General features: G+C 59.8%; 15 protein-coding genes and 1 pseudogene. 13 read left to right on the top strand and 3 right to left on the bottom strand.

The genetic code is table 11. The annotated features are described in order from the left end of the window. The first annotated feature begins 115 nt into the window (after window positions 1-115). From OVA24_RS17705 to OVA24_RS17690, 4 genes are all read left to right on the top strand, one after another. On the top strand, window positions 116-898 hold the full coding sequence (locus OVA24_RS17705) for an alpha/beta hydrolase (RefSeq protein ID WP_267671446.1): 783 nt from the start codon (window positions 116-118) through the stop codon (window positions 896-898). 23 nt (window positions 899-921) lie between these two features. Next, window positions 922-2,184 carry a zinc-dependent alcohol dehydrogenase gene (locus OVA24_RS17700; protein ID WP_267671445.1) on the top strand — a complete coding sequence of 421 codons (1,263 nt, stop codon included), beginning with the start codon at window positions 922-924 and terminating at the stop codon, window positions 2,182-2,184. 31 nt (window positions 2,185-2,215) lie between these two features. After that, on the top strand, window positions 2,216-3,067 hold the full coding sequence (locus OVA24_RS17695) for an SDR family NAD(P)-dependent oxidoreductase (RefSeq protein WP_267671444.1): 852 nt from the start codon (window positions 2,216-2,218) through the stop codon (window positions 3,065-3,067). Between the two features lie 78 nt (window positions 3,068-3,145). After that, window positions 3,146-3,337 (top strand): hypothetical protein, encoded by a 192-nt coding sequence (locus OVA24_RS17690; protein ID WP_267671443.1) that lies wholly within the window; start codon window positions 3,146-3,148, stop codon window positions 3,335-3,337. Between the two features lie 36 nt (window positions 3,338-3,373). Here OVA24_RS17690 and OVA24_RS17685 read toward each other — a convergent pair whose 3' ends face one another. Then, window positions 3,374-5,119, bottom strand: coding sequence for an FAD/NAD(P)-binding protein (locus OVA24_RS17685; RefSeq protein WP_267671442.1), 1,746 nt, complete (start codon window positions 5,117-5,119; stop codon window positions 3,374-3,376). A gap of 109 nt (window positions 5,120-5,228) precedes the next feature. On the opposite strand from OVA24_RS17685, the gene OVA24_RS17680 reads away from it, so the two are divergent. The 3 genes and pseudogenes from OVA24_RS17680 to OVA24_RS17670 all read left to right on the top strand — a co-directional run. After that, window positions 5,229-5,735, top strand: coding sequence for an MOSC domain-containing protein (locus OVA24_RS17680; RefSeq protein WP_324287903.1), 507 nt, complete (start codon window positions 5,229-5,231; stop codon window positions 5,733-5,735). Between the two features lie 609 nt (window positions 5,736-6,344). After that, window positions 6,345-7,562, top strand: coding sequence for a PQQ-dependent sugar dehydrogenase (locus OVA24_RS17675; protein ID WP_267671440.1), 1,218 nt, complete (start codon window positions 6,345-6,347; stop codon window positions 7,560-7,562). 216 nt (window positions 7,563-7,778) lie between these two features. Next, window positions 7,779-8,174: pseudogene (locus OVA24_RS17670) on the top strand (manganese catalase family protein); the annotation flags it as partial. Window positions 8,175-8,496: 322 nt separating this feature from the next. On the opposite strand, the gene OVA24_RS17665 reads toward OVA24_RS17670, so the two are convergent. Continuing rightward, entirely contained in the window at window positions 8,497-8,805 is a 309-nt protein-coding gene (locus OVA24_RS17665; RefSeq protein ID WP_267671439.1) for a hypothetical protein, read from the bottom strand. Window positions 8,806-8,976: 171 nt separating this feature from the next. On the opposite strand from OVA24_RS17665, the gene OVA24_RS17660 reads away from it, so the two are divergent. Then, window positions 8,977-9,507 (top strand): ferritin-like domain-containing protein, encoded by a 531-nt coding sequence (locus OVA24_RS17660; RefSeq protein WP_267671438.1) that lies wholly within the window; start codon window positions 8,977-8,979, stop codon window positions 9,505-9,507. 209 nt (window positions 9,508-9,716) lie between these two features. Here the strand turns inward: OVA24_RS17660 and OVA24_RS17655 are convergent, their stop codons facing one another. After that, window positions 9,717-12,872 carry an error-prone DNA polymerase gene (locus OVA24_RS17655; RefSeq protein WP_267671437.1) on the bottom strand — a complete coding sequence of 1,052 codons (3,156 nt, stop codon included), beginning with the start codon at window positions 12,870-12,872 and terminating at the stop codon, window positions 9,717-9,719. 1,176 nt (window positions 12,873-14,048) lie between these two features. On the opposite strand from OVA24_RS17655, the gene OVA24_RS17650 reads away from it, so the two are divergent. The 5 genes from OVA24_RS17650 (at window position 14,049) to OVA24_RS17630 (ending at window position 19,041) form a co-directional block, all read left to right on the top strand. After that, window positions 14,049-14,624, top strand: coding sequence for a hypothetical protein (locus OVA24_RS17650; protein ID WP_267671436.1), 576 nt, complete (start codon window positions 14,049-14,051; stop codon window positions 14,622-14,624). 502 nt (window positions 14,625-15,126) lie between these two features. Continuing rightward, window positions 15,127-15,594, top strand: a complete 468-nt coding sequence (locus OVA24_RS17645) for an Hsp20/alpha crystallin family protein (protein ID WP_267671435.1) — start codon at window positions 15,127-15,129, stop codon at window positions 15,592-15,594. Window positions 15,595-15,678: 84 nt separating this feature from the next. Then, the gene (locus OVA24_RS17640; protein WP_267671434.1) at window positions 15,679-17,178 is read left to right on the top strand and encodes a DegQ family serine endoprotease; all 1,500 of its coding nucleotides are present in this window, start codon (window positions 15,679-15,681) and stop codon (window positions 17,176-17,178) included. A gap of 75 nt (window positions 17,179-17,253) precedes the next feature. After that, window positions 17,254-17,580: a hypothetical protein gene (locus OVA24_RS17635; protein ID WP_267671433.1), complete on the top strand. Its 327-nt coding sequence runs from the start codon at window positions 17,254-17,256 to the stop codon at window positions 17,578-17,580. Window positions 17,581-18,057: 477 nt separating this feature from the next. Further along, complete coding sequence (locus OVA24_RS17630) at window positions 18,058-19,041, top strand: hypothetical protein (RefSeq protein ID WP_267671432.1); 984 nt, start codon at window positions 18,058-18,060, stop codon at window positions 19,039-19,041.

Below are 19,041 nucleotides of genomic sequence, written 5' to 3'. Positions count from 1 at the left end.
AATGCGGCTCTAACTAACGGATTCGCAACACGCCGCCCAACGAAACCGCGGTTGTCCGATGATGGGTCAAGCATTTCAGGCGTTGGCATGCTGGACGCAACAGGGTTCGGCACTCATGAAACCAAAGATCATTTTCATCCACGGCATGTTCCTGACCGCGAAATCCTGGGAACATTGGGTCGAACACTTTTCCGCATTGGGTTATCCGTGTGAGGCGGCTCCATGGCCCCTCCACGCCGCCGAACCGGCGGACCTGCGCGCGGATCCGCCGGAGGGGTTGGGTGAACTCAAGCTTTCGGACCTCCATGGATACTACCGGGACGTGCTCAGGGGAGAGGATCAGCCGCCCGTCGTCATCGGTCACTCGCTCGGAGGATTGCTTGCCCAGAAGCTGTTGGCCGACGGATTGGTTTCCGCGGCCATCGGGATCTGTTCGGTCGCTCCCAACCGGATGCTGGCCTTTGACTGGGGCTTCCTCCGCAACAGCGCGTCGATCACCAATCCGTTCGCGGGGGATGATCCGTATGAGATGACCCCGGAGGGCTTCCATCAGAACTTCGCGAACACGCTTTCCGAAGCCCAGAGCAACGCCGCATTCGGAGCATACGCGGTCCATGAGAGCCGCCAGGTGCTCCGGGACATCATGGGCGACGAAGGTCAGATCAATCTCAAGGCACCGCATGCCCCGCTTCTCCTGATCGGCGCGGAAAAGGACGAGATCATCCCTGCCTCACTGGTTCGGCGGAACGCCCACGCCTACGAGGACGAGCGCTCACACCATGAGTATGCCGAATTCACCGGCCGGGATCATTTCATCTGTGGCGCGCCCGGCTGGGAAGAAGTCGCGGCGAAAATCGAAAACTGGCTGGCGGGCCATCTTTCCGCCGTCCGCTCCTAACCAAACCTTCACTACCACTCAAAATGAAAGCTCTCTGCTGGCATGGCAAAGGCGACGTCCGCGTCGACAACGTACCCGATCCCACCATCCTCGATCCCAAGGACATCATCATCCAGGTGACCGCATCGGGAATCTGCGGTTCGGACCTCCACCTTTACGACGGCCTCATGCCGACCATGGAGGCCGGGGACATCATCGGCCACGAGCCGATGGGAATCGTGGTAGAGGTCGGATCGGAGGTGAAGAAGTTCCGGAAAGGGGACCGTGTGGTCGTTCCGTTCGTCATCGCCTGCGGTTGCTGCTTCTTCTGCCAGAAGCAACTGTACTCCGCGTGTGACACCACGAATCCGGGTGCCGATCTGGCGAAGGTGGCGAAGGTGGCGATGGGGCATGCCCCTGCCGGTCTTTTCGGTTACTCAGGACTGCTGGGCCGCTATCCTGGCGGCCAGGCCGAGTATCTCCGGGTGCCCCACGCGGATGTGGGGCCGATCAAGATCGAGTCCGGTCTTTCGGACGAGCAGGTGGTTTTCCTCTCCGACATCTTTCCCACCGGATACATGGCAGCGGAGAATGCGGGCATCGAACCCGGGGATACGGTCGCCATATGGGGATGCGGCCCGGTCGGACAATTCGCCATCCAGTGTGCCTGGATGTTTGGCGCCGGCCGGGTGATCGCGATCGACCGCGTTCCGGAGCGCCTTGAAATGGCCCGCACCCATGGACGCGCGGAGATCCTGAACTTCGAGGAGGATGAGATCCACGACCGTCTCATCGAGATGACCGGTGGCAGGGGGCCGGACCGCTGCATCGATGCGGTCGGTGCGGAGGCCCACGGCACGGGCTCACTGGATGCGGTGATCGACCGGGCGAAGCAGGCCATCAATCTGTCCATGGACCGGCCCCATGTTCTGCGTCAGGCGATCATGGCCTGCCGGAAGGCCGGCACCCTGTCGGTTCCTGGAGTGTATATCGGTCTGCTCGACAAGATTCCTTTCGGAGCTTTGGTCAACAAGGGGCTCACCGTGAAGACGGGCCAGACCCACGTGCAGCGCTATCTGCAGCCTTTGCTGGAGAAGATCGAGCGCGGCGAAATCGATCCATCGTTCGTCATCACCCACAGGATCGCCCTTGAGGATGCGCCGGATGCCTACGAGAAATTCCGCACGAAGTCGGATGGCTGCATCAAGGTCGTCATCAAGCCCGGACTGCCTCCGGAAAGGAATCTCTTGGCAGAGCAGGCCGTTCACGAAGAGCCGCAACTCGTTGCCGCCCCGGCTGGGGCCTGAATCCCAAACAACCCTACGTAGAATCCCAACGATGGATCCCCGGAATCAAGTCACCCTTATCACCGGTTGCAGCAGTGGCATCGGTATGTATTTGGCGCATCAGTTCGCGAAGCACGGCCATCCCCTGATCCTGGTCGCGCCCGTGGAACAGGAACTGCAGCAACTCCGGACCGAGCTGACCGCCATCTATGGAATCCCGGTCGAGATCATCGCCAAGGATCTCGAGAATTCTGGTGCCGCCCGGGAAATCTATGATGATCTCCATCAGCGGGGCACCCACGTGGACATCCTGGTGAACAATGCGGGCCACGGTTACCACGGGGCGTGGTGGCAGCAGTCGATTGACAAGGATCTGTCGATGGTGCGGCTCAACATTGATGCGGTCCTGCGGCTGTCGAAGCTGTTCGTGCCGAAAATGGTGGCCCGCGGTCGTGGCATTCTTTTCAATACGGCCTCGGTTGCCGGTTTTGAACCCGGTCCGACCATGGCGGTTTATCATGCGACGAAGGCATTCGTTCTGTCGTGGAGCGAGGCACTCTCCGTGGAACTGGAGAACACCGGTGTGCAGGTGACGGCGCTTTGCCCTGGAGCTACGGACACGGATTTCTTCCCAAAGGCCGGCATGGAAGAAGCAAGGATCTTCCAGGAAGGAAACCTCATGGCTCCGCAGGATGTCGCGGAAGCCGGTTACAAAGGAATGGTGAATGGGGATCTCATCATCATTCCCGGCGTCATCAACAAGGCCATGGTCCAGGGCCGCCGCATTCTGACTGAAAAAGCACAGGCCAACCTGAATGCGAAGATGTATGAGGAACTCCCGGCGGCTGATCACAAACGCAACCGCGGGGACATCGAGAACAAGGACGTTCAGCGAAAGCGGTGATGGCGGATGGCCGGCGTAAGCTGGGATTGAACGGCATTTCCGTTTGCGACCGGTCAGGTATGGGCGGACTTGATGATTATGAACCAAGACGATACAAAACATGGGGCTGAGGTCAGACCGCCTGCAGAGCCGGCAAAAGTGGAGGTGAAAGAGGTCAATGAGGACCTGTCCTATGACAAAGGCGCCAAGCTGGATTCCGCGGCCCTGCACCAGTCTGAGGTCAATGCACCCGGGCATTCCGAGGTGATCGAGCCAAAGGCTGACGATTGAGCGTCGGAGGACGGGTGGGGCCGCGGATTGGCGGCCTCACCCATGCCTCATCCAGCTCTCGATGAGGATGCGGGCCGTTTCATTGCACGCCTGGAGGCCATAGGAATACGGCCGTAGTCCGGTGGTCAGCGGAAAGGAGATGTCATGCAACCTGGGATCCGGCACGCCGTCCGCGCGGACGAGACGGTAGAAAGGATCGATGTCCAGGCCTCCGACACGGTAGGCCGGTCGCCCGTCTTCTCCGGTGCTTAGCTTGTCCCGCTTCTTTTCCGCCACCCGTGCCGCTTCCGCCGGATCGGCGAACGATGCGCGGGCCTCGCGGACATCTCCCGCCCGCACGAGCGATGGAAACGGATAATCGGAAAGCTCCAATGGCTTCTGGCCTCCGCAATCGATGAACATGCGGTAGTCGATGATGGTGTCCCTCTTCCCTCCTGACACGACGATCCGCGTGCTGTCCGCGTGCGGCTGCTCCTCCGCCAGCTCCACGCGGCCCTCCATCAACTCCAGTTTTCCGGCATCGTGGAGTGCCAGCAGGACCTCGCCGGACTCCAGCGGCATCGCGGCGACGACGTTCATCAGGAACGGCATGACCTCACTGGAGAGCCTGATGTGATCCTCCGCAGGCAGGAGCTCCGCGTGGAAGTTCAGGGTGTACATCAGGTCGTCCATGTATTCCTTCCAGTGGACGGGGCGGTCGTTCTCCACGGAGATTCTGGCCTCCTCCATCTCCTGGCGCATGCCCTCGAACGCATCCGCGTAGTCGTGTTCATCCGTCATCTTCTCCACGAAATCACGCAGCCGGAAATCCGGAGCCGAAAGCAGGTCCACCATCTCCGGCATGCCGTCCTTTTGGAAGGCGCGCAGCAATGCGGGCCGGCATACCCTGTCGAAGTATTGCTCCAGGCGCAGGTAGCCCTGCGCGTCCACCAGCGCGAGCAGCTCGTCCAGGCTCACGTGCCGGTAGATTTCCCGCATCGGCTCTTCCTGCGCGAACTGCAGGTGAGGAAGCAGCCCTTCCGCGGAGTGCATGACGATCCTGAAATCCTCCGTCCCCGGAGCGGCGGCGTAGGTCAGACCCCCATCGTCATTCCGTGAGAAGCTGCCGTTGAGATGGGCGAGCGTGTTCACCACATCGAAGGCACTGAGCGAGGCCCCAAGTGTGCCGATGGCGAAGTTGAGCACCCCGCCGTCTTCCGGCACCAGCTTGTGGATGGGCCATGGGGAGCTGTAGTAGCCTGCGGCTGGCTTGTCCTTGTTCGGCCAGTGGTGTCCGGTGGCGACCACCACGCGGTCCAACCGGTGTTCGGCACCTTCCCCGGTCACAAGGGTCACGCCACCGCCCGCATCCGCGCGGATGTCGGAGATCCTGCAGCCTGGGAACTCATGGACCTCCACACCCGCCTCCCGCAGCCTATCCACCAGCACGCGGTACTGTGCCTGGAAGTAACGCCCCAGGGCCAGCCGTGGATAAACCGCCTCCTCATCGACCGGGGGTTCCACGCCCAGTTCCTCGAGCGTGGAGGGTGGTTGGCACCGCAACCAATCCGCGAAAGACTGCGGAAGCTCGGGAAGTTCCTCCGAGGAAATGTTGGAGCGGCTGTGGATGTTGGTCGTCTCCGGACTGTAGGGCATGCCGGTGCCCATGATGTGGCTTTTCTCGAAGATCGAGATCCGCCGCGGAGGGCTCTCCATCTGATGGAGCCTATCCAGCAGGTTCTTGAGAAAAAAGAGGGCTGAAGGGCCGCTGCCGATGACGCCTGTCGATGATGTTCCGCTCATGGGGTGGATGCGCCTCCACATTCCGACGGATCGCGGGACGATCAAGTGGGCCCATCGATTTTGATCGGTTTTTTTCCGGGCCGATGATGTGCAGGCATTACATTGGGTGATGACGACCGCGGAGGAAGGACACGCCGGAGTGTGGGACCAGGTGAAGCTGGGGAAAATCTATATCTCCGGCGGGCATGACTACTGGGGCAGGCAGGGCGCGGGCCGCCTGCAGAACGGCATCCGTGATGTGGAGGAGGTGGAGTGCGTGGCGGGGAAGGGGCTGGTGGGGGACCGCTACTTCGGCTACCGGCAGGACTTCAAGGGACAGGTCACGTTTTTCGAGGAAGAGGTGGTGGAGGAAATACGCGCTCACTTCAAGCTGCCGAAGCTGCCCGCGTCAGTGTTCCGGCGGAACCTCATCGTTTCCGGCGTGCGGTTGGGGGAATGGTTGGGAAAGCGGTTCGTGTTCCAGGGCATCGAGTTCGAGGGCAGCCAGGAATGCAGGCCCTGCCACTGGATGGACCGCGTGGTGGAGGATGGGACGGAACGCTTCATGAAAGAGGGCTTCCGCGGAGGACTGCGCGCGAAGGTGATTTCAGGCGGGCTGCTGAGGGTCCGGGTATAGGCTAGCCAGGCAGTTCAGTTTTGGTTGAGAAAGGCTCCACTCGGCCACTGCACATGGCATTCTTATTGCAAAAGGGCAGGGCGTCCGCGCCAAGAGGCGTTGGACAACCATCTTACCTAATGAATATTCATCCCAAATCAATGCTTCCGCTTCTGGCGGTCATAGTCGCTTCCGTTGTATCCTGCGATCAGAAAGCTGCTTCTCCTCCTCCCACTCGCGCGGATGGAAATCCCGCCCCAGATATTCGGCGTGATAGCCGTGACGGCCCCGCCACCGCTCCCACCGGGGAGGGCTCAGGCACCAGATCCGACTATAAGCCGACCACAGGGCAAGGCGGGCGGCAGGAGACGGGGAGGTGATTGTTAGAAGAATTTCGGTGGGCGCGCCGTTCTCAGAAGGATTTTGTTCCAGGATGCATAACGCGATCCACGCATTGTTCTTTGCTCCCTTCAACTTGGAATCAGGTCCCGCTCAGGATCCCATTATCTTCAGACGATTTCTGGGCTAAGCTGGGCTGAAATCCCTGGGAACGAGAACATCAAGGAAAGATCCGGATTGAGAGCATTCGGTCATGAGCTAGCCAAAATTTCATAATACTACCAACACCAAATGAAAGTCACTGAGATCAATAAACTAGGGCAACCTTTGGCCGTGATGCTCCCCATGATAATGCTGGGAACTCTGTCGTGGGCCCAGGGTGAGCAGCCGAAGCCAACCATCGCAAAGATTGAGGGGAACATTTTTCGCCCCGCGAAGCTGCAACCCACTGATGCGATGATGGAAAATCTCAAAATCGCCGAGGGATTTGAAATCACTGCGGTTGCGGAGGGTTTGCAAGCACCTCGGATGCTTGCACTCGCACCCGGCGGTGGCATCTATGTCACCAGGCGCGCTCCTTTCAACGACGTGCATCTCATCCGCGACGCGGACGGCGATGGGGTGCTGGAAGTTAAGGACAGGCTGGTGACCTTGCCTGATGTGCACGGCATCGCGGTCAGGGACGGGAAGGTCTACCTTGCCGCCATCCGTGATCTTTACGTGGCCGACATTGCCGGTGATGGCACCTTCTCCGAGATGCGGAAGCTGTGTGATGACCTGCCAGACGCAGGCCAGCATCCGAACCGGACCATTGAGTTCAGCCCCGAGGGCGAGCTGTTTCTTTCTGTTGGCAGCACGTCCAACGACGCGCCTGAGCCGAACAAGGAAAGCGCGACCATGCTGAAGGTGAGTTTGGACGGAAAGAAACGGGAGATTTACGCGACCGGTTTGCGCAACACCATCGGTTTCGCCTGGCATCCCATAAACAAGCGTTTCTACGGTATGGACCATGGAATCGATTGGTTGGGCGATGACTCCCAGCGGGAGGAACTAAACGAACTGAAACCCGGGCTGAATTACGGCTGGCCTTTCGTGTTTGAGGATGGAAAGCATAATCCGTCGCGCGACCCCGCGGAAACGACTGGCAAGACCAGGGCAGAGTATGCAGCGGAGTGCGAAGCACCGGTCGGCACCTACACAGCCCACAGCGCTCCGATGGCGCTACTGTTTCCCACCGCAAAGTTCTTTGCCGACGAAGTGGCGGGTGACGGATTGGTGACCCTTCACGGCTCATGGAACCGGGGCACGGCGAGCGGATACGAAGTCGTCCGCGTTAGGCTGGGCAAGGACGGAGCGAGCGCCACATTCCACCCATTCATATCCGGATTCTTTCTGGAAAACGAGAAAGGTCAGTTCGGCCGGCCGTGTGACCTGATCGAAGACAGAGATGGATCGGTTCTCATGAGCGACGATAGCGGCGGTCGCGTCTATCGAATCAAAAGGAAATGAATTGCCTGGCTTCTGGTGCCGCCAGATTTCTGCTAGGAATCGACGGTAGAGTTCATAATCCTCGGCCTCCATCTAACAGATTCAAACTGCTGCCGTTGTGCCTAGTGTTACTGATCAAGCCATTCCCTGATTGGAGATCCGTTGAACCTGGAATCGAGGATCAGAAGCGCGGGTAGCGGAGGCCAAGGGTCACCGAAGAACTAGAACGATTAGCAGAGTGGCAACCCGTGGAGTGGCAGCTACGTCCACTGTAACGGCAATCTCGTTCTGGACCTGCTGGACAATCTCGGCCTGGAGTCGACCGGTAGGCTCCCAAAATGCCGGATCTATCAGATGTCCGAAAACAAGACCTTCCGTGCCACGGTGGCGTTCCTGATAGCGCGCGATGAAGCCCATGAAATGGCCTTCGCCAAAGCCTTGGAGACGCTCGGGGTTCACTGGAACAAGCTGCTCCCTATTCCGAAGTTCGACTCCTCCAAATATCCGGAAGTAAAGAAGCTGATTGATGCTGGGATCAACCGGGAGCAATACCATTTCCGCCTGGATGTGTCGCTGATGGATACGATTTTCAGCGGTCCTGCCCCGGCCAACGATGGCACGGAGCTGGTGACTTTGGCCGACCCAAGACGGACAAGCGGCCGGTTCTTTTTGATGATCCTCAGGGGAAGTGGCTTTGGGTGGCAGGAATTTGGGAAGATGATCCGGAGAACGGCCTGCGCTTTTCTGCACTGACCACCGAACCAAACGCGCAGATCGCGCCTTTACATGATCGTCTCCTACGCTTGCTGAGTCCGGACGAGATCGATCCATACCTGGACGGTGAGATGGTGAGCTTTGAGCCAACAAGCGTGGTGCTTCGCTTCAATCCCGCTGCCAACTTCCTTACCGGGGAGACCCAGCCGCGCCCCGAGCAAGGCGAGCTTTTCTGACACGCTCAGGATTGAGGCTCCCATTCGATGAAGACCCGCCAGCCATCCTTCTCCAGATCAGGATCGAAGTCCTCGTACGAGCCATCGAGGTCCATCGGCTCAGGGATGCCAACAGGAGTGATGCTCTGGTATTCAGAGTCGCGGTCAAGCAGGCGAATCGCTTCGACGCCGAGGTCGAAACCGTGAGTCAGCAGTTCCGCTTCGGGACGCTCCGGCGACAGATCGTCAGGTCGGATGACGAGAATCGAGGGGATCGCTGATGGCTCGGTCTTTCCCTTCAGAACGACGATGGCTTCGTATCGAATCGCAGGCATTTGAGGATCTAGCACAGATTGCACTCAATGGAAGTCAGTGGTGTCACGGACTGGGCGGGGGCACCGCCCGGTGGCTACACATTCCCCTGAACACCAATCGTGCAAATGACCGATTACGAGAGTGATCTGCATTTCACGGAGTGAGGCCCTTTGAACCGTTGCCCCATCCTCATGAGACCAACCCCCGGCAAATGGAGCAAAATTCCCATTCCGGAAAGGTGGAATAGCATCTGCGAAAGATGGCAGACTATGGAAACCAAAAACGTCATCGAGAACTTAAACGATCTTCTTACCAAAGCCTACGACGCTGAGGAAGGTTTCAAGAAGGCAGCGGAGCGTGCCGAGGGCCTTCCTGCACTCCAATCCTTTTTCCGCAACCAGAGCGACATGCGGTTGCAGTTTGGACATGAACTCAAGCAGGCGATCAGCCAATACGGGGGCACCCCCGACAAGGGCAGCAGCACTACCGCCAAACTTCATCAGGTATGGATTTCGGTTAAGGACGCTCTTACGCCAAATGACGATGGCGAGGCGATATTGGAGGAGTGCATCCGCGGAGAGGAAGCCGCCCTCGCTGATTACGAAGAGAAGCTTCAGCATGCCGATCTCCCATCAGACATCCAATCGCTTCTTTCCAACCAACGCACAGCGATTGCTTCTTCTCTCGCTACCGTGAGAGCGAAAGAAAAGACTGCGGACTGACCAAGAGCCGCGAACTGCTTGGTGCATCGCCAATTCATTTCATGCCATCTCAGAGCCTGGGGCCCGATCCCTACCTCGTAGGGCCGGGCGTCGTGGCTTCTGGTGTTTTCTAATTTCCTGAAGGAGCGGAAGGTTTGGTCTTCCCGTTCAGGATGACGATGGAGTCGTATCAGATCTAGGCATCCGGACATCTGGGAAGGACTTTGCGCTCAATGGAAGTCGTGGGATTTTGCGGCCTGCGTGCGGTCGCAACCCGGCAGCGGCTCCACCTTCGTCACGAACACAGTGGCCTGGTTGCCCTCGCCAACCTGCAGCCGCCCGGTCGCCAACAGGAATGGCTCCGTGGTGATCACCCTCCGGAACTGCATGAACGTCTCCGCTGGCACGAACAGGTTCGCGATCCCCGTTTCATCCTCCAGCGAGATGAAGCAGTGACCCTTCGCGGTGCCAGGGCGCTGGCGGCAGATGGCCATGCCGCCGATCCGGATCGGAAAGCCCCGCGGCAGGATCTGGAGATCCTTCGCCCGCAGAACGCCTTTCGCTCCGGGGTTCTCCCGCCACAGCTTCATGGTGTGCGGCCCCGCCGAGGCCCCGATGGTCGCGTAGTCCGCAGTCAGCCGCTCGGGCATCGACATTCCTGGCAGCAGCACCTCCTTCTCCGTTCCCCGGTTTGCGAACAGATCGTCGTGCAGCGGCAGCTCGACCTGCCACAGCGCATCCCGCCGGTGCTCCACCTCGGGCAGCCCGTTGAGCGCCCCGGACTCGGCCAGCTTCCGGCGTTCCTTGGCATTCGGCTTCGCTCTGCGCATGAATTCCTCCAGCGAACCGAAGGACGCCGCAGCCCGCGCTGTGAAAATCCGCTCCCTCAGTCCAACGCTCAGCCCCTTGATCAGGTGGAGGCCCAGCCGGATCGTCCGGTCATCGACCACGGTCGTTTCGTCGGTGCCTTCGGTCACGGAGACGGCCAGCACCCGGATGCCCCGCCGCTTCGCGTCCTGGATCAACGTGTTCACCGAGTAGAATCCCATCGGCTGGTTGTTGATGATGCCCACGTAGAACTCCGCCGGGTGGTGGACCTTGAGCCAGCAGGAGGCATACGCGATCAGCGCGAAGGAAATGGAATGCGACTCCGGGAATCCGTAGAGCGCGAAGCTCCCGATGGAGGCCACGATCTTTTCCTGCACTTCCGGCTCGATGCCCCGTTCTGTCATCCGTGCCCGGAGTTTCTCCGAAATGGCCGACATCCGTGCGTCACTCCGCTTGAAGGCCATCGCCCGCCGCAGTTCGTCGGCCTCGGCCCCGGTGAAGCCCGCCACATCCATAGCCATCCGCAGCACCTGCTCTTGGAAAAGCGGCACGCCCAGGGTCCGCTCCAGCGTCGGCTTGCAGGCAGGGTGGATGTAGTCGACCGGCTCCCGGCCGCAGCGGCGGTTCAGGTAGGGATGCACCAGATCGCCCACGATGGGGCCGGGGCGTATGATCGCCACTTCGATCGCGACATCATAGAAGCACCGTGGCCGCATGATCGGCAGCGTTGCCATCTGCGCACGGCTTTCCACCTGAAACGTCCCCACCGTGTCCGCCCTGCACATCAGGTCGAACACGGCCGGATCATCCTTGGGGATCTTCGCCAGATCGACCGGATGGCCCCGTCGTGCCCGGATCTGGATCGCATGTTCCATAGCCGCCAGCATCCCCAGGCCGAGCAGGTCGATCTTCACAATGCCCAGGTCCTCACAGTCGTCCTTGTCCCACTGGACCACCGTCCTGCCGGGCATGGTCGCGGGCTGGATGGGGACCACCTGATCCAGCCCGCGGTCGCAGATGATCATCCCTCCCGAGTGCTGTCCGAGATGCCGTGGCATCGCCAGCACCGAGTGGTAGAGGTGCTTCAGCGCGCCGAACCGTGGGTGCGACGGCGGGACCAGTGCGGACACTCTCTCGTCGAAGTCGTCCTGCCGCTGCTGTTCCTTGTGCTCGATGTATTCCTCTTCCGGCAGTTCCTTGCGGGAACCGGCGTCCCGGAAGGCTCCGGGTGCATTGGAGAAGCGGTCGGCCACCGATTCGGGGAACCCCAGCACCTTGCTCATCTCGCGAAAGGCGCTCCTGCTCTGGTAGGTGATCACGTTCGCCGTCATCGCAGCCCCCCGCGCGCCATACTTCCGGAACACATACTGGATCACCCGCTCCCGCTGGTCGCCGGAGGGAAAGTCGATGTCGATGTCCGGCCAGCTCCGCCGGTTCTCCGACAGGAAGCGCTCGAACAGCAGCCCGCCTCCGATTGGGTCCACCGCGGTGATCCCCAGCGAGTAGCACACCACGGAATTCGCCGCGGATCCCCGGCCTTGGCAGAGGATGCCGTTCCCGCGCGCGAACTCCACGATGTCGTGGACGATCAGGAAATACCCGGGAAATTCCAGCCGGTTGATCAGAGTCAGCTCATGCTCGAGCTGGGTCCGCACCTTCGGGTAAAGTTTGCCGTATCGCTTGGTCGCACCGGCATAAGCCAGCCTCCGGAGCAGCGTGCATTGCTCTGGGATGGACAGCGGCTGTCCGCGGCTGTCGGAGAAGTCGGGGAAGCGGTAGCCCAGATCCTCGAGCGTGAAGTCCAGCCGTTCATAGAGCCGCTTCTGGTTGACCAGCCCATCCCGGCAGGAGTCGGCGAAGATGTTCTTCGCCTCACGGCCGCAACGCAGCATCCGCTGCCCATTCGGTGCCAGCAACCGGCCCGCCTGGTCCAGCGCGGTGTGGTTTCGCAGGCAGGTGAAGGCATCCAGCAGCATCCGGTCTTTCGGGGTGGCCATCAACGGGGCATTGCTCACCAGCAGCGGCAGCCGGAGATGCGCGGCGAGATCCTTCAGGTGCCGCAGCACCCTTCCGTCCTCGCGTTGTTCGTGCTTCCAGGCCTCGACATAGACGTTCCGGTCGCCGAACCGGCGCATCATCGAGCGCACCGTCGATTCCGCGGCCTGCCGGTCGTCCCGCGCGAGTGCGCGGCCCACCGCCCCGTCGCGGTCGCCGGTCAGCGCGATGAGGTGATCCGTTCCATCCCACCCATAGGCCTCCGGCTCCGCGAGCAACAGGTTCTTGCTGGTGATGTCCCGGCACATCCGCCTGTAGCCTTCCCGGCTCGCGTACAGCACCGGCACCGCATTCCCTTCGTGGGGGATCGTCGCGCCCACCGAGGCGCGGATGCCCACTTCCTTCGCCATGTAGTGCGCCCGCGCGGATCCGTAGAACCCGCCCCGGTCCGTGATGGCGATTGCACGGTAGCCCAGCTCCGCCGCCCGGGCGACCATCGCCTCCGGCAACGACGCTCCCTCGAGGAAGGAAAACGCGGAACGGGCGTGGAACTCGGCGAACATTCCCTCCACCGATCCGGGGGAAATGGGGGTTGTTCAAGTGAGCAGTGGTAGTGTTTCGGTACTCCGTGGTAATCCCTACCGGAAAATGGCGAGGCCAGGATCCAGCGGAGAACACACGCTCGGTCCTGGCCTCTATCCTGGCAGGATGCTCATCAGCCCTCAGGTTGCGGTGATCTAACACCGGTTCTGATAGACGCAACCGATTGTTGGGAAACTGCGGGAAAATCCGGTATTCTTGGCTCTGCTACCAACTCCGGACGTAGATCTTAGGACCGCGGGCATTTCTGCAGCATGGCCAACGATACTCCCCCCCGTCACGCTTGAGCAGATCCTCCGGAAATACGAAGAGGAGAGGCGCGTTCAAAAGCCGGACTTATCTGACGAGGTTGTCCCATAGAGGGACGAGGCGAGCGGACTTCAGAAGAGAATAATCAGGATGGCCGCCAAGAGGAGTTGGACGCCCACGCAGAGCCAGAAAAGGGGTTCGCGTAAAACTCTCATGCCGCCTGCCGGAGGCTATTGGGACAGCCAGGCACGAATCCAGTCGTTTATCATGATGGCCGGTTTTGAGGTCGCAAAATTGCGGGGCGGATGCGTGAAATGAAATTTTTCGGTTAGAAAATTACGAATACCGAAGCTTTGATTTTCGATGACCAGTCATGTCAATTACGACACCCATGTCCTCTTACCCGTGGTTCCGCGATCCGGCCTTCTGGCTGTTCGTCATGGTGGCGACGGGTCTCGCCGCATTCTTCTCTTGGCTGCTCTGAGCGGTGACCGTTTGATTTCCTGTCAGATAATGGTAAAAATGGGATGCTATGAATCCGCTCTTTGCCAGCAACGAGGGAACCATTCGCCAATGGAGGCAGCCGAAAGGCTTGGAACTTCTACTCCGGAGCCTGAAGAAGCGCTTTCCGGAACGCTCGCCCAGGGAGATCCACGGAATCGTCGAGGATGTGCTTGAGGAAATGCATCCGTCCCGCGCGCGGACAATGCTGGAGCGAACCTCGATCCACCTTCTCAAACTGTGGAATCAACGGCAAAGCCGACCTCTGAAGCACGAGATCACCACTAACGTCGCCTCTCGAAGCTGAGCGCAAACTCGGCAGCATCTTCGGAGTGGCGAGGTCCAGCCCCAAGGGAAGCGCTTGCTTGTCTCGCTGTGGATTTAGCTGGATGGAAATCTTGGATCATTCAGTTTTGGGAATGCTCAGACTGCTCATTCCTCTCGTTCTGGTCGCCTCGTCAGTGCTTTCGCTATCCCATGAGATTGTCACGTTGAACCGCGGCACGCCCACGGTAGCGCTCAATCCCACGGACTTGGTGAAGATCATCGGAGGGAGCCAGGTCCGATCCTCCGCTGTCGGAATTTCCGGTGTCCCCCGTGGCTACATGACGATGGCTGGAAGCTCGGCGGAGTTGAACCTCTCCATCCACGGGATCGTTAACAGCTTGGTGGTCCCGTTCGATACCATGTCAGGTTTGACATCCATACGGTTGGGCAAATCTGCGGGTGACGGCGGTGCTTCATCAGATCTGCCAAATGCCGACGTTTTCCTCGTGCTCCAGATCACCAGGGCCGGACAGCACCTGTTCTCGGATTCGCTCGTCACACCAGGATCGGCGGACGCGAAGTATGATGTCGTGCTCGAAACCTCCACCGATATGGTGAACTGGTCGCCCGGAGCTCCCGGAGAGTACCTTGGCTCCACGGGTCAGCGATTTTTCCGCGTTCGGGCGACGGTGAAATAAAGTTCGCTGACCATCCAGCCGGTCCAGCCGGCGGCGCACGTCCTGAATCTGTCCGTATGCCGGATGACCTCCGCGTGGTTCGCTTTGGTATCCGCGGCCACCATTGCCAGAGTTTTTGAGGGCTTCCTTCTGGATCACCTGGCCGCGCATCAGATGGAAATTGTCGAAGGAGACCCCGCGTGCGTCTGAATTCCGTAGGCCTCTGTCCCCCATCCGACAAATGGCACGTATCGGCGTGAGGCCTGACTGGAGTGGGTCATTCTGTCTCGGGATGGAAAATCTGGCAGGAAAATTTGTCCCAGAACCATTTACCATTCTCTCGCAAGAGATTGATTTTACGTCCCTTTTATCCGGCACGCGATTTGCTGGGGCAAAATTCAGGTGCGTGCCAGCTACCCCATAGGTGGAAGGCAACCGAAACACCTTCCAGACGGTCCGCTAATCACGGCGGATGGAGGATCGGCTGGAAATACCAACCCGTCCGCCGTCTGAAAGGAAACCTATGAAAAATGCACTGAGTAGTTGGAACCCACTGCGGGAATTGGAAGACTTCCAGAACCGGATTCTCGGAGCCTTCAATCCCGCTTCAACCGTCCGTCACGGCAACAACGGACGGCAACAATCACTTGCGATGACCGAATGGGTGCCGCTTGTCGATATCACTGAAACCGATGAAGGCTACTTCATCACCGCGGAGCTGCCGCAGGTGAACAAGGAAGACGTCAAGGTGACGGTGGAGAACGGCATGCTCACGATCACAGGTGAGCGCAAATTCGAGAAGGATGAGGGCGACAGGAAGAAGTACCACCGCGTCGAACGCGCCTATGGCTGTTTCGCCCGCAGCTTCTCCCTGCCTGACGACAGCGACACCTCGAGCGTCGATGCGCAGTTCAAGGACGGCATGCTCGACATCCGCATCGCGAAGAGCGAGGCGGCCCGTCCGAAACAAATCGAGGTCAAAGTGAACTGACGCACCCTGCGCGAGCGGCGGGTTCCAGCGATCGCAACCGGAGCTCGCCGCTTGCTTTCCCTTCATCCCAACCCATGAGATTTCATGAAGACGAGTTCATTTCCCAAGCTTTCACGCCGCATCCTGCTTCTCGCACTGCTGGCGAGTCCTCTGGCGCTGACGTCGCTGATTGGCAAAGACCAGCCGGAGCTGAAGATCGATGACAGCCCGCTGGTCCAGGATGGGCGGCAAGCCAACAGTTTCGCTCCGGTGGTCAAACGTGTGACCCCGAGCGTCGTCAACATCTACACGGCGAAAACCATCCGCGACAATCCGGGCGTCTCGCCGCTGATGGATGATGAGATGCTCCGCCAATTCTTCTTCGGCGGCCGCCAGCCAGCCGTCCCGCAGGAGAGGCGGGAACAGAGCCTGGGCTCCGGGGTCATCGTCAGTGAGGATGGTTATGTCCTGACCAACAATCACGTGATCGAAAACGCCGAGGAGATCAAAGTCGCCCTTCCGGACAATGTCTCCATCTACGACGCCAAAGTTGTCGGCACCGATCCACAGACGGACATCGCCGTGCTAAAAGTCGATGCCGGATCGTTGCCCGCAATCACCGTGGCAGACAGCGACATGATCGAGGTTGGCGATGTGGTCCTTGCCATCGGCAATCCATTCGGCCTGGGCCAAACAGTGACCAGCGGCATTGTCAGCGCCAAGGGGCGGGGCGGCATGGGCATCATCGACTACGAGGATTTCATCCAGACCGATGCCTCGATCAATCCCGGCAACTCGGGCGGAGCGCTCGTGGATGCGGGAGGACGCCTGGTTGGTATCAACACGGCGATCCTCAGCCGAAGCGGAGGCAACCAGGGGGTGGGTTTCGCCGTCCCCATCAACCAAGCGCGCTTCGTGATGGAACGGCTGATCGCCGATGGCAAAGTCACGAGGGCTCACCTTGGAGTCATGATCCAGCCGGTGACTCCCGAACTGGCGGAGGAATTCAAGCTCCCTGGAAACACCGGCGCGTTGGTAGGGGATGTCACGGCGTCCTCGCCAGCGGAACGCGCCGGCATCAAGGCGGGGGACGTGATCATCAGTTTCGATGGGAAGAAAGTGCAGGACAGCCGCCATCTCCGTCTCCTTGTCGCCCAAACCTCTCCTGGCACATCCGTTACGCTGAAGATCCTCCGTGAGGGGGAGGAGCAGGATGTTTCCGTCGAACCAGAGCAACAACCACAAGGCGGCATGGCCAAGACTGAAGGAAGCGGCGGTATGAAACGCGGTTCGGACAACGATCCGCTGGCCGGAGTCAGCGTCGAGGACATAGATGCCCGGGCGCGACGCGAGCATGACATTCCTTCCCAGATCCGTTCCGGTGCCCTCATCGTGTCGGTCACCCCGGGCTCCCCGGCATCGCGGGCTGCCCTCAGACCGGGCGATGTGATCCTGGAAATCAACCGGCAACCGGTCAGCGGCGCGGATGACGCCATCGCCAGAAGCAGGAGTCTCAATGAAGAACGCGTGCTTCTCCGCATCTGGAGTCAGGGAGGCATACGGTATCTGATCATTGATGGAAACCCGGTCGAGCCTGCCCGGTAGGCGGCGGCTCATCGAAACCAACAAAGGGATGGCTGGCGGGATCTACCGCCCGCCATCCTCCAAACCACAAATCGAATGGAATCCGAACCAAGCAAAGTCCGCTCACTGGCGATCGAGAGCACCATGGCCCAATTTGATTTCGCCAAAGTGAGCGCCGCCGCTGCCGCGGTCGGCTGGAATGTCAGCACCCGCCCCAGTCATCCCGGAGCGGTCCCCACCATCGACGAAATGAAGCAAATCTCCCGGGAGCTTCTGGAAAAGGCCTGGGATGACGAAGAGGCACCGAGCTGTGAATACTGCCACGGAGGAATGCGGGCCAGCAGGACGGATGGCTGCCTCACACTTCAGTTTGTTCTGGAAGAGGCGTATTTTGTGGCTGCGATTGATGCAGTGGACAAATAGTACACCGGGAGGGCGTGCTGGTATGCATTGAGTTAATGAGGCGCTGGGCTTGAGCTTTACGGGCTACCTCGCTCGCTTGGGCCTTTCCAAGCACAACAAATGCCTTGGGAATCCCAAACCGAACTCCTAAAAGCCAGGGACATTCGGATGTAGGCATCAGAGGGGTTCCGGGTTGGGGTGACATCGCCTAAATGGCGAGGCCAGGACCCGGCGGGGGGGCGCTCGGTCCTAAGGCTAGGAGGCTTGAGCGGTTTCTTCTTAGTTCCGCCTTGAGCAGATGGGGCCGGAAATGAAGAGGGTGAGAAAATTAAACTTGTGGCGATTTCCGGCGAGTATCTCATATCCGGAAACTCCGTGGTTTGAGCTATGAAGACGTCGATATCAATCGTGGCGGCAATTCTAACCTGTATCTCTTGTGTAGGAAACGCGGGGGAGTTGTCCGCCACCTTCCGTGGAGTCCGGCTGCCCGTTGATATCGTGCGGAAGCTTCTACCCAACGGTCTATCCGCCGCGTCCTTGCCGGAAGGTGTGGTGGAGGAGTTGGACAAGGTGGTGCGCCAGCAGCGGGCGACGGAATTTTTCCGATGGCAGACACCACTCAAGATGGAATCTCCCGTCACGTTTGATGATCTGAAACTTCTTCCGGACCCGAAGGCTTACCCCGGCTACGCCCCAAATGCCCGGGGTTACGAGGTTGGGATGGGAGCGGCAGGCACCCTGCGGCTTCTGGGAACTGACGCGAACGGCTGGCACTCCATTGAGGCCTCCATCGAATGGACCGGGGAGGGCACTCTGGAAGGAGAGGAAGCGGCAACTTCCCGGAACAAGCTCGTCCCCCGTCGGAAGAAACTATCATCGACCGTAAAAGTCCGGCATTCCGTTCAAAATCTGTTGGGGACGTTGTCGGCTGCTCCGACTGAGGACCAGGAGCATCTTTCTCTCATCCTCCTCCAGATCATCGATTCGGCGAATCCTGCCGTTCAGCCAGCGCCGGAGCTGCCACCGAGAACCCTTGTTGCCGTGGAGGTCTTCAAGCTGGCTGGCAAGACAAACAACAATCCGGTAGCCGCGGACCTTGAACGCCTGCGGGGCGTGCCGCGGATGAAAGTCGGGGATCTGCGGATTCTTGGAACGAAGGGTGTGAGAAGCAGCGTGGAATCATCTTCCGAAGTGTCTTTCTGGTCGACAACATCCTCCCTCGAATTCAGGCCCTGTGGCCTGCAACTGGCGGTCACGGTGGATGACCAGGTCTCGCTCGATCTCACCCGGACTGGATTGGCGGGGGAATTCACCAGTGCGGATCTTGGCAGCAAGAGGATACCTGAATTCCACCTGCACCAGATCAAGTCCACCTTCGCAGCCGAAGCCGGGTCGCAGGTGGTCCGCCTTGAAGAACTGCCGGAAGGCAAGGAGGCCGATGCGCTCTATTTCGCCCTCATTTCAACCATGGTCGCCAAATAG

It is taken from the genome of Luteolibacter sp. SL250 (assembly GCF_026625605.1).
Taxonomy (GTDB): domain Bacteria; phylum Verrucomicrobiota; class Verrucomicrobiia; order Verrucomicrobiales; family Akkermansiaceae; genus Luteolibacter.
Note: the sequence above shows the minus strand (reverse complement) of the source record. Positions and strands in the feature narration are given on the sequence as shown.

Excerpts from the sequence above, each read along its gene's own strand:
- OVA24_RS17705 (WP_267671446.1), top strand. The coding sequence starts at position 116 with ATGAAACCAAAGATCATTTTCATCCACGGCATGTTCCTGACCGCGAAA.
- OVA24_RS17700 (WP_267671445.1), top strand. The coding sequence starts at position 922 with ATGAAAGCTCTCTGCTGGCATGGCAAAGGCGACGTCCGCGTCGACAAC.
- OVA24_RS17695 (WP_267671444.1), top strand. The coding sequence starts at position 2,216 with ATGGATCCCCGGAATCAAGTCACCCTTATCACCGGTTGCAGCAGTGGC.
- OVA24_RS17690 (WP_267671443.1), top strand. The coding sequence starts at position 3,146 with ATGAACCAAGACGATACAAAACATGGGGCTGAGGTCAGACCGCCTGCA.
- OVA24_RS17685 (WP_267671442.1), bottom strand. The coding sequence starts at position 5,119 with ATGAGCGGAACATCATCGACAGGCGTCATCGGCAGCGGCCCTTCAGCC.
- OVA24_RS17680 (WP_324287903.1), top strand. The coding sequence starts at position 5,229 with ATGACGACCGCGGAGGAAGGACACGCCGGAGTGTGGGACCAGGTGAAG.
- OVA24_RS17675 (WP_267671440.1), top strand. The coding sequence starts at position 6,345 with ATGAAAGTCACTGAGATCAATAAACTAGGGCAACCTTTGGCCGTGATG.
- OVA24_RS17665 (WP_267671439.1), bottom strand. The coding sequence starts at position 8,805 with ATGCCTGCGATTCGATACGAAGCCATCGTCGTTCTGAAGGGAAAGACC.
- OVA24_RS17660 (WP_267671438.1), top strand. The coding sequence starts at position 8,977 with ATGAGACCAACCCCCGGCAAATGGAGCAAAATTCCCATTCCGGAAAGG.
- OVA24_RS17655 (WP_267671437.1), bottom strand. The coding sequence starts at position 12,872 with ATGTTCGCCGAGTTCCACGCCCGTTCCGCGTTTTCCTTCCTCGAGGGA.
- OVA24_RS17650 (WP_267671436.1), top strand. The coding sequence starts at position 14,049 with ATGGAAATCTTGGATCATTCAGTTTTGGGAATGCTCAGACTGCTCATT.
- OVA24_RS17645 (WP_267671435.1), top strand. The coding sequence starts at position 15,127 with ATGAAAAATGCACTGAGTAGTTGGAACCCACTGCGGGAATTGGAAGAC.
- OVA24_RS17640 (WP_267671434.1), top strand. The coding sequence starts at position 15,679 with ATGAAGACGAGTTCATTTCCCAAGCTTTCACGCCGCATCCTGCTTCTC.
- OVA24_RS17635 (WP_267671433.1), top strand. The coding sequence starts at position 17,254 with ATGGAATCCGAACCAAGCAAAGTCCGCTCACTGGCGATCGAGAGCACC.